Genomic DNA, 15,543 nt, shown 5'->3' on the forward strand with positions numbered 1-15,543 from the left:
CCTTCCTAGCCGTTGATCGTGAATATGTCCGTGCTGGTGGCGGTGCCGCCAGAGGTGGTGACCGAGAGCTTCATGTCCTTGGTGGTGCCGGGCGGCGTCATCCCTGCGGGCACCCGTACGGAGATCTGGGTGGCGGAGGGCGTGCCGATGATCACCGCGGTGAAGGTGTCGAACTTGACCGTGACCGGGGTGAAGTTGAAGTTGTTGCCGTTGAGGATGATGGGCTGCTGGCCGGCCACCCCGGACTTCGGACTGAACTGGGGCGGCGTGGTGGAGAAGGCCGGGGCGGGGATGTTCAGCTCGGCCCGGAACGGGTCGTCGCTGACGATGCTGCCCGCCGGGTTGGTCACGGTGATCTTGACGTCGGCGTTGGTGCTGCCCGCGGGCACCAGGCCCGCCGGCACCTGGACGACCATGCGGGTGGCGGTCGGTACGCCGACCACCGTGGCGGCCACGGCCGCGAAGCGCACCTGCGTGCCGGCGGCGTTGAAGTTGAACCCGTTGAGCGTCACCTGCGTGCCCGGGGTGCCGTTGCCCGGGCTGAACTGGGTGGTCGGTTCGGTGAACGCCGGCGCGGGGTCCGCCGTGAACGTGTCGTCGCTGATGACCGCGCCGCCCAGGTTGCTGACGGTGATCCTGACGGTCGCGGAGACACCCCCCGGGGTCAGCCCGCCCGGCACCCGGGCCACGACCTGCGTCGACGACGCCCCGCCCACGATCTTCGCGGGCAGGTCGCCGAAGCGCACGGTCACCGGGGCGACGGCGAAGTTGCTGCCGTTCAGGGTGATCGGCTGCCCGATGACGCCGCTCTTGGGCACGAACTGCGGCTGCCCGGGCGCCGGGGCCGTGAACGCGGGCAGCAGCAGCGTCCGCTCCATCAGGCTCATCCTGCGCTCCATGTCGGAGACGGTCAGCCTGCGCTGCCGCAGATCGCCGATCATGGCCGCTTCGATGGTCGTCACCCCCCGGGGCCGCTGGAGGGAAGCCAGCGGGTAGAAGCTGTGCCCGGACGGCGGCGCCGGCACCGCGTCCCCCTCACTGACCCGCACCACCCACACCGGCTTGAGCCGTACGGACGTCTGGACGCCGACGTCGCGGCTGTTGTTCAGCTCCGCGTCCACCGTGCCGTCCACCTCGGCCAGCGACACGTCCAGGTACACGGTGTCCGTCCGCGGATCGGGCTGCGCCGCCGTGGGCGCCGTGAGCGCGGGCAGGCCCGGCTGGCTCTTGTACGTCACCGCCGCCGGGACGACCACCTCGACGCCGCCGACCAGCGCGCTGCCGGGTCCCCCGGCATCGCCGGCCGCGATGAGGAAGTCCTGGCCGTTCTGCCCGGTGGGCAGCGCCTGCACGGCGAAGCCGTTGGCCCCGGCCGCGGCCCCGTTACCGACGTAGCGGCTGATGACCGCGCGGACCGTCGCCGAGATCAGGTCCTGCAACAGGTTCAGGTCCCGGTCCAGGACCGGCACACCCTGCTCGACGTGGATGCCCACGTACCCCTTCTGCTGGTTGGCCAGCAGCAGTTCCAGCGGTGACTGCGAATAGTCCGCCACGGTCCCCCTCCTTCTGCGGCGTTGCTCCGGTACGGCGTGATGGCTCTGCTCGATGGCTACGGAGTGATGAAGACGGGGCGCGCGGTGACCGGCATGGCGTCGGCGAGGACGCCGGCCAGCCGGGAGACCATCGCCTTGACCTGGTCCGGATCGGCGGTGCCCGGCGGCGCGAGGAACAGGCCGACGGTGTCCCGCCCGATGCGGTCGTCGTTGGTGCGCACGCCGCCGGCCCCGGCGTCGTACGTATACGTCTGGAAGTCCTCGAACCGGCCGCGGAGCCCCAGCTTGGCCGCGCCCGTGGCGTCGGCGGTGGTCGTCCCCGCGTACCGGTGGTCCACGGTGCGAGTCGCACCGTAGTCCGCGCTCGCGTACTCCAGACTCTCGTTGGAGCGGTGCACCAACAGGGTGCCGGACGGTGTGTCCACGGCGTACGGCCCGCGCCGCGCGTACGGCCCGCCGCCGATCCGCTGGTTGGCCCCCCAGGTGAGCGGGGTCACGGCGAGTACGTTGCGGCTCAGGGACCAGCCGCCGTTCTGCGTCGAACTCCAGAACAACTCGATGTTGCCGTCGGCGGTCAGCAGCGCGGCGGGCTGCCGGTCGTGGTAGTCGGCACTGGCCTTCGGCAGCGCACGGATCGGGGACCAGTCCGAGACCGCCGGGTCGAGCCCCGCCTTGACCCGGTGCACGATGCTCCAGCGGGACTGGCCCGGCGGGCCGCCGCTCTCGTGCCGCGCCCAGAACAGCCACAGCCGCTGGGTCGTGCTCGTCGGATGGAACAGGACGAACAGGTCGTCCTCCACCCGCGGCGGCCGGCCGCCGTCCGCCGGCAGGGTCAGCGGCGTGGGCAGCCAGGCACCGCCGACGTTGCGGTTGTAGCGCAGCTCCCAGCCGTCGCCCACCGCCTCCAGCCAGAACAGCCACAGCCCGCCGGCGTTGTCCGCGACCGTGGTGGGCATCCGCCGCTCGGTGGCGGTGTCCCCGAAAACGGCGGGCGCCGACCAGGTGACGCCGCCCGTCCGCACGCTGAACCAGATCCGCCACTTGCGGTCCGCGGGCGGCTGCTCCGGGTCGTACCCCTGCCAGAACAGCCACACGATGCCGGCGCCCTGCACGGCCACCGAAGGGTGTTTGTCGATGCCCGGCCGGTCCACGCGCGGGGCACTGGGCTCCCACAACCCGCCCGCGAACCGTTTCATCCAGATGTCCCAGCCGTGCGGCCGGCGGGTGTGGAAGAAGAACAGCGACGAACCGTCCGCCTCGCGCAGCGCCACCGGCCGCCCGTCATGGGCGAAATTGACGGACGCGAGCGCCGCGGGCGCGAAGACGCCGGAGGCATCGCGCAGCGCGGACCACAGGTTCAGCCGCTCCGGCTGGTTGGTGCGTGCCACGTTGTGGACGTACTCCTTGGTACGGCTGGTCCAGCCGGTGACGCGGGCCACGGTGGCGTCCAGCGTGGGCACCCCGCCGATGGTCCGGTAGATGCGCGGCGCGAACCTGACCTCGTTGCGCTGCGCGTCCACCGGCAGCCCGAAATCGGTCTGCCAGCCGATCCACTGCGCGAGGAGCGGCAGCAGCCGGCCGTCGACCCGGTCGAGGTCGCCGAGGTCGAGGCCGGCGCGTACGAGGCTGTAGATCCGGTCGAGTTCGCCGCCGGGCAGGTCCAGGAAGCGGCGGAGCTGCCCCTTGTCGCGGTCGGCCGGCAGGCCGCTGCCCGCCGGCGGGGTGCGGTCGGCGTCGTAGCGGCGGTAGATCGCCGGGAGCATGCCGTAGAGGAGACCCGCGAAGTCGTACCGCGACGTGGCCATGGCGGACGCGTGGTTGTGCGGGTCGGGGTCGTACGTGGGCACCGGGGAGCCGCTGAACGGGAACAGCGTGTAGTAGTAGACCGTCCCGCCCCTCAGGCCGGTGTCGACGGTGCGCGTGTCGGGGCCGACCGTGTGGGTGATGAGGCGACCGTCGTCCGGGCCGGTCGGGTGGGTGCCCTCGCGGCGCACCACGCGGAACCCGGGCGCGCGCCCCGGATCGGGGTTGTGCCAGCTCAGGTCGATCCTGTTGCCAAAGGGGTGGGCGGTGGCCGTGATGTCCGTCAGCCGCACCGTCCGTCACCTCCTTCCCTGTTCGAGGACGATGACCTTCAGGCCGAGGCGGTAATCGGGCTCCGGCGGGACGACGGGCACCTCGTTCGAGCCGAGCACGAGGGTGCCGTGCGGCTCGACCGGCGCGCCCGTCCGGTCCCCGCGCCGGAACTCGGTGATGTTCACGAAGACGACGCCGGGAACGTCCTGCGTCTCTTCGTAGAACTTGCTGAGGTACACCGTCTGGTTGAAGTCGACCCGCTCGAAGTCCAGCAGGCGGGCGGCGGCCTGCTGGACCTGGGCGACGACGTCTTCCCGTACGTAGAAGCTCATCACCGCCAGCTCGGCCGTCACGCGGATCGGGACGTAGTCGACGTCGGAGACCTCGATGAGCTGGCTGAGCATCCGCTTGTCCTCGAAGAAGCCCTTGAGGTCGGCCTCCAGCACGTCGCTGACCTTGCCGCCGCCCTGCGGCGCGACGTGCAGCGTCACCTGGTTCCAGCCGGTGGCCTCGGCGCGGACCTTGCCGACGCCTTTGAAGCTGAGGGCGAGCGCCTCGTAGTCGGCGGCGGTCACCGCGCGGCGCAGGGAGCGGAACACGGCGGGGGCGTGCTGCACGGCGTGCGCGATGTCCTCGCGCTCCGCGCCGCCGGTCGCGGGGGCCGGGTTGCCGACTGTCGCGCCGAGCAGCGCGAGCTGGGGCGCACCGACGATGGTCGTCACCGCGCCCGCGGGCACGTTGCCCGCCGAGCCGCCTCCGACGCGGTACGTGGCCCGGATCGCCGCGCCCTGCGGGGGGACCGCGCCGAACGTGCCGTCACCGAAGACGACGGTGGCCCGGTCGGCGTCGTCGATCTCCACCCGGTAGTCGCGCTGCCCCGCCTGGCTGAACGCCAGGCTCTCCCGCAGCGTCCACGCGGAGGGCACCGACGCGAGCCGGCTCTCCACCACCACGTCCCGGCCCACCTGCGCGGCAGGGCCCGCCGGCCGCAGGATCAGCCCGGGGTGGGCGAGGGGGAAGCGCTGGTTCGGCGAGTTGTCCGACGTGCCGAGCAACTCGTCCCTGATCAGCCGGCCCTCCTCGACCGGGATGCCGCCCTGGGCAGGACCGAACACCTTCCGGCCGGTCGCCGGGTCGGCCGTCAGCTTCGAGAAGTCGATGACGAGCGGCGCCTCGCGGGTGTACTCGAACCTGACGCTCGGCTTGTCGCGCCGGCTCTTGGTCGCGAACGCGTCCCCCCGCGCCACGGTGACCGTCGCGGTGACGGCGGCGGGCACGGTCAGGCTCAGCGAGGCCGCCGCGGGGGCCGCGGTGCCCAGTTCGTAGCCGATGAGCCGCAGGTGTTCGATGACACTGCGCCGGGTGCGGGCCGTGCCGAGGAAACTCTCGTTGGCCACCCGGTCCTGGTAGTAGCTGAGGATGTCGCCGAGGTGCGCGAACAGTTGCAGCAGTACGTTGCCGAAGTCGGCCTCGCCCGCGAAGTCCTTCCACTCCGGCAGTTTCTGCGGGATCAGCTCGCGCATGGACGCGAGCAGGCTCTCGTAGTCGCGGGCCATGTAGTCGATGACCGGCCGGTCGTCCGTCCTCTTGATCTCAGCCATGCCGCGTCCCCGCTCGTCCGTTCCCGTTGCCGCTCACCGGAACTGCACCCTGACCGCCTGCCGGGCGAGGTCCCGGCGCCGTACGTAGGCCACCTCGACGGACAGCGTCTCTTCCTGCGCCTGTACGTCCACTCCGCCGACCACGAGGTCGTCGCCCAGCCACCGGGTCAGCGCCTGCCCGACGGTGAACTCGACGGCCGCGGCCAGGATCGTGTTGGCGGGGTCGAAGACCAGGTTGAAAAGGCCGCACCCGAACTCCGGTTGGTTGATCCGCTCCCCGGGTGCCGTGAACAGCACCTGGATGACCTTGCCGCGCAATTCCGCGCTTTCGTCGGGCTCCGGCACGATGGCACCGGCCGCGTTGACGCCGAACGGGAATCCGAACCCTGTCGCCACGCTCGCCCCCTCCCTCTCGCTTCGCCGCTCGTACGCCGGTCACTGGGAGCAGGCCACCAGCGACTGCTGCTGTGCGCTGACCTTCGACTCGCCGGGTGTGGGCAGGCCGCTGCACGTGTCGATCACGTCCTTGTCGAGCAGTACCTTGACGCCGCCGATGGTCAGCAGCCCACTGCCCGCACCGGCGCCTGGGGTGCCGCCGCCGAGCGGTGCGTCGAGGATCGACAGCGAGGTGGCGAGGGGTTTCGGCGCGGCGGGCACGAAGTCGCTGCCGGCGGGACCGGCATGGCCGCCGGGTGGCGGGCCCGGCGCGGTCTGGCCCGCGTCGAGGGTGCTGCCGCTGGTGACCAGGGCCACCGGCACGCCGTTGATCCGTACGAAGTCGCTGAGCCCTTCCGTGATGGAGCCCTGGTAGGCGTACTTCCCGAGTCCCACGTAGGGCGTCGTGCCGTTTTCGAGGGTGCCCGAGACCTTGTGCGTGTCGGTGCCCCGCACGCTGTCGCCCTTGACGGCGATGCTCTTGGCCATCGACTCAGCCCTTCTTCAGGTCGATACTGTCGGCGACCACCGTCACGCTCTGGCCGGCGGCGTTGATGGTGAGGGGCGTCTTCGCGGTGAGGGTGACGGCGTCGGCGGACATCTGGAGAGAGTTGCCGGTGGCGTCGGTGATGCGGATGCCGTCGTCGGTGAGCGAGACGGTGTTGCCGCCCGCGTCGGTGACCGTCACACCGGACTGATCCATCGTCAGCAGATGGCCACGGCTGCCCTCGCGGACGAGGACCCGTTCCTTGCCGTCGGCGTCCTCCAACTGGATGGTGTGGCCCTTGAGAGTGGCGAGGATCTTCGAGGTCGGGGGCGACTGCACCGCTTGTGCGTCCTCGGTGCCGGCGTCGGAGCGCGGCTTCGGCACCTGGCTCTCGTCGCCCGGCCTGCTCCAGTACGTACCGACCCAGATGGGGAACTCCGTGTCCCCCCGCTCGAACTCGACCCACACCCCGGCCTCGCGCTCCGGAATGAACAGCAACCCCTGCCCCGCGGCCCCTCCGTACGGGACGCAGGGCGTGGCCCAGCCGGTGACGACCTCCGGGCCAAGCACGTCCGCGACGGTGAGCCGCAGCCGGCCCAGGCGCGAAGGGTCGTCGTTGTCGACCACCGTGCCCCGGTACTTGCCGTAGCAGCGCCGCCCGGTGTCCTCCACCAGGCCGGCGACGATGCGTTCCAGCGTCACGGCGACACCTCCGCGGCCAGGGCGCCCGCGGCAAGGAGTCCGGCCGCTGCGTCGGCCCCGCCGATCGAGAAGTCCTCGTCGCCCTTGGGCACCAGCGCGTTGCGCTTGATGCGGAACGTCTGGAGGTAGCCGTCGAGGGTGAACCTGTGGGTGACGTGCGCGACGTAGTAGACGCCGCTGTGCGTCGCCCCGACGCCCTTGACGGTGACGGTGGTGCGGGGCCGCAGGATGCTGCCGTACTCGTTGGCGGCGACCTCGCCCTCGCCGGTCACCAGCCACTCGGCCTGGTCGTGGACGCTCTGGCAGATCTCGGTCATCTCCGGCACGCCGGTGGCCACGCTCTGCGCCACGTGCACGAGCCCGGGCTCCATGCCGGGGCCGAGGACACCGGCGGCCGGCACCGCGCCCAGGGCGGTCTGGGAGCCGGGGACCGCGTGCGCCTCCAGCACGTCGCCGGCGATGTGGTCGATCTGGAACATCGCGACGTCCGTGGGGGCCAGCGCGTCGACCTCCAGGCTGAACCGGTTGACGTTCGTCTCGTCCCCGAAGTGCACCGCGAGCACCGGCTGCGGCGTGTCGTCGACGGCCGGCGGACGGAAGCAGCCCCTGTCGCCGTCCACGAAGCACTCGAAACCGTTGCGCACGGCCAGCCGCCTGAGCAACTGGATGTCGGTCTCGCGCTGGATGACGGTCGACACCGCCTCGTCGTGGACGATCCCCGTGTCGGTCACCTGCGGCGTCAGCCCGTACGCCTGGAACGTCTCGGTCGCGATGTCGCTGTCCTTCTTGTTCGGCCAGTCCTTGAGCCGCTCCACGCGGTCCATCAGGACGCTGGCGTCCGTACCCCACACCTGGAGCCGGCAGGCGTCGAGCCCGGGGCCGAAGTCCGGGCGGACGTGCGTGATGTAGCCGGTCAGCAGTGGCTGCGCGTCGTCCTGCAAGCCCGCGGTGACCCGCACCCGCCGCCACACCATGAGCCGCTCGTCGTCCAGGTACGTCCACGACCCGTCGGGGCGCAGCAGCAGCGCCAGCGTCATCCGGAACATCCCGGCCAGTTCCTCGTCGAGCTCGACCTCCAGGTTCAGCAGGTCCGCGTAGAGGTCCGCGGCCTCCACGCCGTCGATGTCGATGCGCAGGTCGTCGTGGCGCACGCCGGCCCCCTATCCGCTCACTGCCGCGGGGATCGCGATGGGCTGACCGAGCCGCCCGCGGTCGACCGGCGGCCCGACGTCGAAGCCGCGCGCCGCGATCAGGGCGGTCAGGTCCTGCGCTTGGACGTCGATGCGGTGGTACGTGACGACGACGGCGCGGGTGAAACGCTCGACGATCACGGTGACCTGCTGCCCGCTCACCGTCTGCGTCTGCGGGACGAGCTCCACGTCTTCCGCCACGGTCACGTCGCGCACCCCGTTCACCGCCGACAGCGCGGCGATCAGCGCGGCCCACGGCGGGTCCTTCGCCGCCGTGGTGAGCGGGAAGTGGGTGGACGTCACGGGCTCCTGGCCGAGGAGTTCCAGGGGGGAGAGGAACAGCGGGTTGGCGTCGCAGATGTGCCAGTAGTGCAGGGGCTGCCCGTAGTAGGAGGCGGCGAGCTGGTCCAGCCGGTCGCCGGAGTCCACGGTGTGCTCAAGCGCGCCGGGCGTGCCGGGCAGCGGCCGGACGCCCTTGGCGGCCAGGATTCGGCCGCGGGCGTCGGGCGACACCACGTCGGGGACGGTGCGGTAGCGGGACAGCTTGCTGAACATGTGTCACTCACCCTGGGACGACGACGTTGGCTGCATCGGTGACGGCGGTGGCGAGCCCCACGGTCGACATGACCTCCGTCATGGTCTGCGTGTACCGGTAGGGGATGCTGCTGCCCTCGATGACCGTGAGGGAGACCGAGACGGTGGCCCGGACGGGGTTCAGATCGGCGCTGAACTCCGTCTCGGTGATGTTGAGAGAGTTGATGTTCACCGGCAGCACCCGTTTGCGGCCGAAGATGAACAGGATCAGCGGCGGGTTGGCGCTGCGGGTGAAGCTGAACCCGTCGGGCTTCTGCAGCAGCCGGGCGGCGAGACCACCGAGCACGCTCTCCCGCTTCGGCTGTGTCATCAGCTCCAGCGTCGCGATCTGCGGGCCGATGCCGAACTGTTCGGTGACCGTGTCGCCCTCGTCCAGCCGGTCGGTGGCGTCGAGGCGGATGTCGAAGCCGAGCTTCTGCTCCTCCACGGTCACCAATTGCTCCCGCTGGACGTCCAGCAGGCTGGAGCGCCGGCCGTGCTCGGCGCGCAGGGTGCGCGGCGGTGCGCCCGACTTCTGCGCCGCCGCTGCCGCCGCGGGGGCGCCGGCGAAGGTGTAGGACAGCGATCGGTTACGGGTGAGCTGCACGGGGTTGAACTGGAACACCACAAGCAGCGGCGGCAGGCTCAGCCCGTACTCCACGAATGCGCCGCGCAGAATGCGTGGCTTGTTGGGAAAGCCGTCGGTCATGTCGCCTAGTCCTCCCCGCCCTCGCAGGTCAGTTCTCCGGTGGTGCAGTGGCCGTGCGGATAGGTGGTCAGGATCTGTCGTACGTTCATGCGGCGCGGGCCGAGGGGTTCCACCCAGGCGAGGCACTGGAAGACGTGCAGGACGTCCGTGGGGGTGGAGTAGACCTGGTTCGGGTCGGCGCCGCCCGGGTAGTAGCGGGTCACGCCGCCGTGCGCGAAGCGCAGCGCCGCCTCGAAGTTGTTGCCGCACCCGTTGGCGTCGATCAGGGCGGCGTACCACGGGTTGTCGGGGTGCCTGGTGCCGGACAGGCCGCCGCCGAAGGTCTCCTCGGCGTGATCGGGGCTGCTGGGCTTGGCCCAGACGACGACGGCCGCGGTGCTGCCGGCCAGGCCCACCTGCAGGAGCACCCCTTGGACGAAGCGCACGATGTCGATGCACTGCGCTCCGGTGGCCAGGTCGTCCGCCAGCTTCCACGCGTTGTCGAGCCGGACGAACAGGTTGTAGCTGTTCCAGCGCTTCATGACGCTCGTCACCAGCGCGTGCGGGTCGAGCGAGCCCGCCTCCCGGGCGGCTTCGCCGACGATCCGCGTCGACGTCCGCATGCGCCGGAGCGTGACCTCCGCCGGTGCGCGGGGCGGTCCTGCGGTGACGTACACGCTGTGCCGGGTCCGGGCGATCTCACGCTTCCACTGCTGCCACTCCAGGTCCCACACGATCTGCCGGTTCTCCAGCGAGGTGACGGTGTCGGGCAGCGCGGTGGTGCCGACGAGCGGCACCGTCTGGGCCGTTCCGCCGTGCAGGGTGCCGGAGAACTCGAAGTTCAGCGCGGGTTCGGTGCTGCGGCCGGTCAGCCGGACGGGCGCGGCCGGCGCGTTGAGCGGGCTGATGTTGAGGTTGACGTCGGCGCGGACGCCGGTGCCCATGGCCTGGCTGATCGGGCGGCTCTTCGCGAGCCCCTTGTCGGAGATCCACTCCGGTTCGCCGTACACGCCGCCGTCGCTCTCCCAGTCGTCCTCGTTGTTCTTCATCAGTCCGTGGTCGGACCGGAAGGTGACGGAGCTGAGGAGCGTGCCGGGGTGGCTGCCCTCCTCGGTCTGCCGGGTGCCGCCCGTGCCGAGGGCCCGGTCGTAGAGCACGGTGAGCTCGGGTTTGCGGGCGTCCGGCAGGTTGTCAAGGAGCCGGTCGTAGTCGATGGCGGCCATGGCGGTCGCGAGTTGGTTCCCCGAGAGCTGTTTCAGCAGGTCGAGGGCGACCACCGCGTCCTGGTCGGTGACGGCCCAGTCGAAGAGCCCGTACGAGAGGCGGTCCTCGATGGTCTCCAGCGTGTTGGCGGGCGGTTGCAGCCCCGCGACGTCGGCGGCGAGCCGGTCGTACTCGGGGAGCCGCCCGTCGGGGAGGTTCTCCCGCAGCCGCCGCGCGTGGGTCGCGTCGTTGAAGAACACCGCCTGCTGGAGGCGGGGCAGCGACTTGAGGAGGTCCAGCGAACGGGTGGCGTCCTGGTCGGTGATGGCCCAGTCGAACAGCCCGTAGCCGAGGTAGTCCTCGATCTGCTCGAGTCCGGGGCTGATCGCCCGCTGTACGGTCTCGGCCGCCGGAGCCGCGCCACCGCGCTGCTGCACCACGTGGGTCAGTTCGTGGGCGAGCAGCCGGTGGTCGTGCTCGCTTTCGTTCCGCGCCAGGTGGATGTGGTGGCCGTGGGTGAAGGCGCGGGCCCGGATGCCGGCCGCGTACTGGTGGGACGCGGTGTCGGTGTGCAGCTGCACGTGTGTGAAGTCCTGGCCGAAGCGGGGCTCCATGAACGCGCGGGACGCGGGCGTCAGCGGGCGTCCGCCGCTGGTGGGCGGGGAGGCGGCCGGCGTGCCGCCGGTGCCGCCGTGCCCGGCCGGCAGCCGCTGGATGGTGAGGCGCGGGGCGGCGGGTGCGGGGCCGGAGGGTGCGGGGCCGGGGGTCGCGACGATCCGTTCGGCGACCCGTTCGGCCTCCTGCTCGTACCGGTCGCCGGCGGGCCCGACGAGCGCGCTGGCCTGCACGGGACCGCAGCCGGAACAGCCTCCCGAACAGCCGCACCCCGAGGGGCCGTCGTGCTCGCCGTCGCCGTCTTCGGCGAGGCGCTGAAGGTAGTCGCTGCCGAGGCTGCGCTGCAACGCCAGGTCGGTCGCGGCCCTCGCCCGGGGTGCCTGAGGCGGTGCCGGGCGCGGCCCGTACGTGCCTGGGGCGTGGGTGGTTTCGTGCGGCATCGTCAGCATGGCCCAGCCCCTTTGGCGGCCCCGACGGGGTCACCGGCCGGGGCCGGCTCCGTCCAGAGCTTGCCGATCTTCTCGAACTCCCGCCGGACTCCCCGCAGGATGTGCCGTCGGCCGATGGGCCCGCCGTCGGCCGCGGCCAGGAACGCCGCGTTCAGCACGATGTTCTTGATGCTGCCGCCGGCCACCGGGAACTCCCGGGCCAGCGCGGCGAAGTCGACGTCCGCCGCGACCGGCGCCTGCGGCGGGAAGAGCCCCTGCCAGATCCGCAGCCTGCTGTCGGCCTCGGGGAACGGGAACTCGATGATGAAGCGGACGCGGCGGGTGAACGCGTCGTCCAGGTTCTGCCGCAGGTTCGTCGCCAGGACCACCACGCCCTCGTACTCCTCCATTTTCTGCAGGAGGTAGCTCGTCTCGATGTTGGCGTACCTGTCGTGCGCGTCCGACACCTCGGTGCGCTTGCCGAACAGCGCGTCGGCCTCGTCGAAGAAGAGGATGGCGTTGCTGGTGCGCGCCTCGGTGAAGACGCGGGCCAGGTTCTTCTCGGTCTCGCCGATGTATTTGCTGACGACCCCGGAGAGGTCCACGGCGTACAGGCCGAGCCCGAGGTCGTGCGCCAGCACCTCCGCCGCCATCGTCTTGCCCGTCCCCGGGACCCCGCTGAACAGCACGCTCAGCCCCTTGCCGCGGTGGGTGTCACCGCCGAACCCCCAACGGTCGTACACCTGGTGGCGGTGGCGGAGCTGGTCGCGGACCTCCCGCAGTTGCTCCATCCGGTCGGTGGGCAGCACGAGGTCGTCCCAGCCGGCGCGGGGCCGCACTTCGACGGCCAGGTCGCCGAGCCGCCGGCGGGACAGCGCACGGCAGGCGGCGGACAGGTCGGCCAGGGTCATGGCGCGCGGCAGCGGCTCCATCACTCGCCGGTTGCGGGCGTACCGGATCGCGGCCCGCATCCCGCCGGGCGACAGCCGGAAGAGCGTCGCCAACTCGGCGGCCCACGCGCCGGGCTCGGCGGTGTGCTCGGCGATCAGCCGCCGCCACAGTGCGGTGCCGCGGGTCACGTCGGGCAGCGGCACGGGGACGGGCTGGAACAGGGCGCCGGCGAAGCTCTCCTCGCCGTCCCAGGCCGATTCGCCGGTCAGGAACACCAGGCCGCCGAAGTCGGCGACGGCCGTTGCCAGGGCCGCGCGCAGCGGTGCGGCGTCGTCGTGGCGGAGTGCGTCGGCGTGTGGCAGGTGGACGGCGGCCCGGCGCAGCCGCGCCTCCCTCAGGTCGGTGCCGTACGCCGGCTGGTCGCCGATGGTGAGCAGCCCCATGCCCAGGTCGCGACAGGTACGGCGGGCCAGCTCGCGCTTGCCCGTGCCAGGGGGGCCGTAAAGGTAGAACACCAGCGGGCGGGCGTCGCCGTCCTGTTTGAGGTGGTGTTCGGCGAGGCGGCGCAGGCCCTGCACGAGATCCGCGTCGGCGTCTTCGGCATCGATGTCGCTTTCGGTGGCGCCGTCCGCGCGGTACAGCCGTGCGTCGGGGGCGTCCGCGTCCAGCAGGAAGCGGCAGATCCGCGGGTCCAGCGCCAGGAACTGGGCGAGGCCGGTGGACCCCGAGGGGCTCTGCGGGTCGTCGATCTTCCGCAGGATGCCGGTGCGCAGCAGCGGCGCCGTCTCCTGGAACGCGCCGAGTGCGGCCCAGCGCTGCCGCTCACCCGGGCAGAGCAGGTCGAGGACGAGATCGACGCTGGGGCGCTTGCGGGTGATGTCGTCCTGGAGGTAGGCGTACAGCCGGTCGTACTTGCGCCGCAGTTCCGGGCCGAGGCACACGGTGACGGCCCGTAGCTCCCACGGGCTCAACGCGAAGAGCGCACCGAGCGCGGGGAGCGCCAGCGTGACGCCGTTGGCGGCGCTGCGCCGCACGCGCGCGTCGATCTCCGCGTCCAGCCGGTCGAGTTCGGTGGCGGGGGAGGGCGGTTCCTGGGGTTGGTGGGTGAGCAGCCAGTCGACTTCCTGCCGGGTGATGTAGACGGTGCGGGCCGCCTGCTGCTGCGGGGCAGCCTCGTTCTGCAGGCTGACCGCCGCGAGCCGGCGCTCGATCAGCAGGTCGAGGCGGCGCAACTCGTCCGCGAGGTGCTCGCCGTTGTCCCGGTACGCGCGGTGGGTCATGGCGTGACCTCGAAAACGAACGTGCGGCGGAACAGGTGCGAGACGTCCACGCGCACCTCGTAGAACCCGGCCTTCAGGCCCGCGGCGAGCGTCACCGTGAACGCGTCACCGCTCAGCGGCACCGCGGCCCCGACCGGCTCGCCACCGAGACGCACGTCGGCGAGCCACCCGGCCAGGTGCGTACCGGTGAACGTGAGCTGCGAGCCCGCCCGCCCCGCGGCCGGCGACATCGCGGTGACCTCGGGCGGGCTGAGGGGCGCCCGTACATCGGGAATGCCGACCCGGCGCACCCGCTTCGGCAGCGGGCGGGCCGCGCCCGGCAGCCGGTCGAGCTGGACGGTGGACACCTGGTAGAGCACGGAGAGCCGGAACGGCTGGGCGAAGGTGCTCCAGATCCGGCTCAGCTCCTCGTGGTCCAGCGGGGCGATCGCGATCTGCAGCCGCTCGCGGGCGTCGAGGAGACCGGGGTCGAGGTAGGTGCGGGGGACGACCGGGTTCTCGTGGAGGACCCGCATGGCCTCGCCCACGCTCTGGTGCGCGGTCACGTTGCCGCTCAGCGGGTCGTTGGGCGCGTAGGGCGTAAGCAGGTAGAAGAGGTACAGGGACAGGGGGGCGTCGAGGAGTTGGTCGGTGGTGCCCGGCCGGAGTGCCCAGTCCTGGTTCTTGAGGTACGGATTCTCGGTGATCTTGTAGAGGAAGAGATTGATGCGCCGGCCGCCGCCCGCCTCGTCGGGGGCGAGGACGGTCACGTCCATGGCCGGGGTGAGCCGCATCTCACCGACAAGGAGGCTGCGCAGCGAGGCGCTGACCATGCCGATCGCGGTCCCGGCGCTCACCGCAGGATCCTGCCGCGCAGCCGGGGGAGATGGCGCCGCACCCAGAAGGCGGCGATGCCGTCGAGGGGCGGGGGCGGGGGGCTGACGATGACGGGCGGGGCCGGCTGGAGGGGGATGGAGGTCGGCGGTTCGGCAGTTGGTGCCGCCGCGGTCTCCTCCGGCCAGGGCATCCGCGCCGGGGGCCCGGGGCGGGGCGCGGTGACGCTGCGCAGCGGCTGGGTGGGGAGGGGCCGGGGGCGCGGGCGGTGGTCGGGAGGCGGGGGCGGGGGTGTGCCGCGGTGCTGGGCAGCGGTGGGCTCTGGGCCGGGTCGCGTCGCGTGTGCGCGGAGTTCCGGGCCGTGTGGTGCTGCCGGGCGCGCCGTCGGGTGGGGCGGTGTGGACGGGGGTGCGGGGGGTTGCTCCCGCGGGGTGGTGCGGGCTTGCGGCGGGGTGGTGCGTACGGCCGGAACGGTCGCCGACTGCGGGGCCGGTCCGTGCGGCGGGTGGCCTGGTACGCCGCTCCGGGCCGGTGCCGGTGCTGGCGCCGGTGCTGGGGCGTTGACCGGTGGGTGGTGCGGTGTGGTGGCTTCGTTCGGCGCGTCCTGTCGGGGGTGCTCCTGCCCGCCAGATGACGGTGACGGAGGCGCCGGCGGCATCGCCGTGGTCCCCGGAACCGTCACGGAAACCACGGCCGCCGCTTCGTCATCACCGTCTTCTGGGGACGACACGGCCGTGTCCCGCGTCGGTTGTTTCTGCTCGCCCTTCTGGCCGCCGCTCACAGCCACGGGACGCCTGGTGGCTTGCGCATCGGCTTCCGCGCCCGTGTCTGTGCCTGTGGCTGTGCCCGTGTCTCTGTCTCCGTCTCCGTCTGCGTCCGCGTCTGCGTATGCGTATGCGTCGAAGAAGTCGTACTCGATTCGCGCCGGCAGGACATTCCCGCCATCGGACGGCCCGTACGGCACATCCGGGCCACTCGGCATCCCGTACACCGCCCCCGAGCCACCGG

At 71.9% G+C, this 15,543-nt stretch carries 13 protein-coding genes; all 13 read right to left on the minus strand.

The features are described from left to right. Window positions 1–5 precede the first annotated feature (5 nt). Genes ACFVYR_RS25715 through ACFVYR_RS25775 form a run of 13 tightly spaced genes read right to left on the minus strand, consistent with a single transcriptional unit; the run spans window position 6 to window position 14,728 of the window. On the minus strand, window positions 6–1,553 hold the full coding sequence (locus ACFVYR_RS25715) for an IPT/TIG domain-containing protein (RefSeq protein ID WP_384254155.1): 1,548 nt from the start codon (window positions 1,551–1,553) through the stop codon (window positions 6–8). A 56-nt stretch (window positions 1,554–1,609) separates the two neighbouring features. After that, entirely contained in the window at window positions 1,610–3,649 is a 2,040-nt protein-coding gene (locus tag ACFVYR_RS25720; RefSeq protein ID WP_384254157.1) for a hypothetical protein, read from the minus strand. Window positions 3,650–3,655: 6 nt separating this feature from the next. After that, window positions 3,656–5,230 (minus strand): baseplate J/gp47 family protein, encoded by a 1,575-nt coding sequence (locus ACFVYR_RS25725; RefSeq protein ID WP_384254159.1) that lies wholly within the window; start codon window positions 5,228–5,230, stop codon window positions 3,656–3,658. A gap of 33 nt (window positions 5,231–5,263) precedes the next feature. Beyond that, on the minus strand, window positions 5,264–5,626 hold the full coding sequence (locus ACFVYR_RS25730) for a GPW/gp25 family protein (protein WP_384254161.1): 363 nt from the start codon (window positions 5,624–5,626) through the stop codon (window positions 5,264–5,266). Between the two features lie 39 nt (window positions 5,627–5,665). Beyond that, entirely contained in the window at window positions 5,666–6,154 is a 489-nt protein-coding gene (locus tag ACFVYR_RS25735) for a hypothetical protein (RefSeq protein ID WP_384254164.1), read from the minus strand. Between the two features lie 4 nt (window positions 6,155–6,158). Beyond that, window positions 6,159–6,854, minus strand: coding sequence for a phage baseplate assembly protein V (locus tag ACFVYR_RS25740; RefSeq protein ID WP_384254166.1), 696 nt, complete (start codon window positions 6,852–6,854; stop codon window positions 6,159–6,161). Continuing rightward, window positions 6,851–8,005: a phage late control D family protein gene (locus ACFVYR_RS25745; protein ID WP_384254169.1), complete on the minus strand. Its 1,155-nt coding sequence runs from the start codon at window positions 8,003–8,005 to the stop codon at window positions 6,851–6,853. The genes ACFVYR_RS25740 and ACFVYR_RS25745 overlap by 4 nt, the downstream gene beginning before the upstream one ends. A gap of 9 nt (window positions 8,006–8,014) precedes the next feature. After that, window positions 8,015–8,599 (minus strand): hypothetical protein, encoded by a 585-nt coding sequence (locus ACFVYR_RS25750; RefSeq protein WP_384254171.1) that lies wholly within the window; start codon window positions 8,597–8,599, stop codon window positions 8,015–8,017. 7 nt (window positions 8,600–8,606) lie between these two features. Continuing rightward, a complete protein-coding gene (locus ACFVYR_RS25755) occupies window positions 8,607–9,326 on the minus strand; it encodes a hypothetical protein (protein WP_384254174.1) in 720 nt (239 codons plus the stop codon). 5 nt (window positions 9,327–9,331) lie between these two features. Beyond that, entirely contained in the window at window positions 9,332–11,572 is a 2,241-nt protein-coding gene (locus ACFVYR_RS25760) for a DUF4157 domain-containing protein (RefSeq protein ID WP_384254176.1), read from the minus strand. Beyond that, window positions 11,566–13,722, minus strand: coding sequence for an ATP-binding protein (locus ACFVYR_RS25765; protein ID WP_384254178.1), 2,157 nt, complete (start codon window positions 13,720–13,722; stop codon window positions 11,566–11,568). Before ACFVYR_RS25765 ends, ACFVYR_RS25760 begins: the two co-directional genes overlap by 7 nt. Then, complete coding sequence (locus tag ACFVYR_RS25770) at window positions 13,719–14,558, minus strand: DUF4255 domain-containing protein (RefSeq protein ID WP_384254180.1); 840 nt, start codon at window positions 14,556–14,558, stop codon at window positions 13,719–13,721. Before ACFVYR_RS25770 ends, ACFVYR_RS25765 begins: the two co-directional genes overlap by 4 nt. Beyond that, entirely contained in the window at window positions 14,555–14,728 is a 174-nt protein-coding gene (locus ACFVYR_RS25775) for a hypothetical protein (RefSeq protein WP_384254182.1), read from the minus strand. Before ACFVYR_RS25775 ends, ACFVYR_RS25770 begins: the two co-directional genes overlap by 4 nt. Window positions 14,729–15,543 lie beyond the last annotated feature (815 nt).

The organism is Streptomyces sp. NPDC058284 (genome assembly GCF_042881135.1).
Classification (GTDB): domain Bacteria; phylum Actinomycetota; class Actinomycetes; order Streptomycetales; family Streptomycetaceae; genus Streptomyces.

Excerpts from the sequence above, each read along its gene's own strand:
- ACFVYR_RS25775 (WP_384254182.1), bottom strand. The coding sequence starts at position 14,728 with ATGCCCTGGCCGGAGGAGACCGCGGCGGCACCAACTGCCGAACCGCCG.
- ACFVYR_RS25760 (WP_384254176.1), bottom strand. The coding sequence starts at position 11,572 with ATGCTGACGATGCCGCACGAAACCACCCACGCCCCAGGCACGTACGGG.
- ACFVYR_RS25755 (WP_384254174.1), bottom strand. The coding sequence starts at position 9,326 with ATGACCGACGGCTTTCCCAACAAGCCACGCATTCTGCGCGGCGCATTC.
- ACFVYR_RS25750 (WP_384254171.1), bottom strand. The coding sequence starts at position 8,599 with ATGTTCAGCAAGCTGTCCCGCTACCGCACCGTCCCCGACGTGGTGTCG.
- ACFVYR_RS25765 (WP_384254178.1), bottom strand. The coding sequence starts at position 13,722 with ATGACCCACCGCGCGTACCGGGACAACGGCGAGCACCTCGCGGACGAG.
- ACFVYR_RS25725 (WP_384254159.1), bottom strand. The coding sequence starts at position 5,230 with ATGGCTGAGATCAAGAGGACGGACGACCGGCCGGTCATCGACTACATG.
- ACFVYR_RS25735 (WP_384254164.1), bottom strand. The coding sequence starts at position 6,154 with ATGGCCAAGAGCATCGCCGTCAAGGGCGACAGCGTGCGGGGCACCGAC.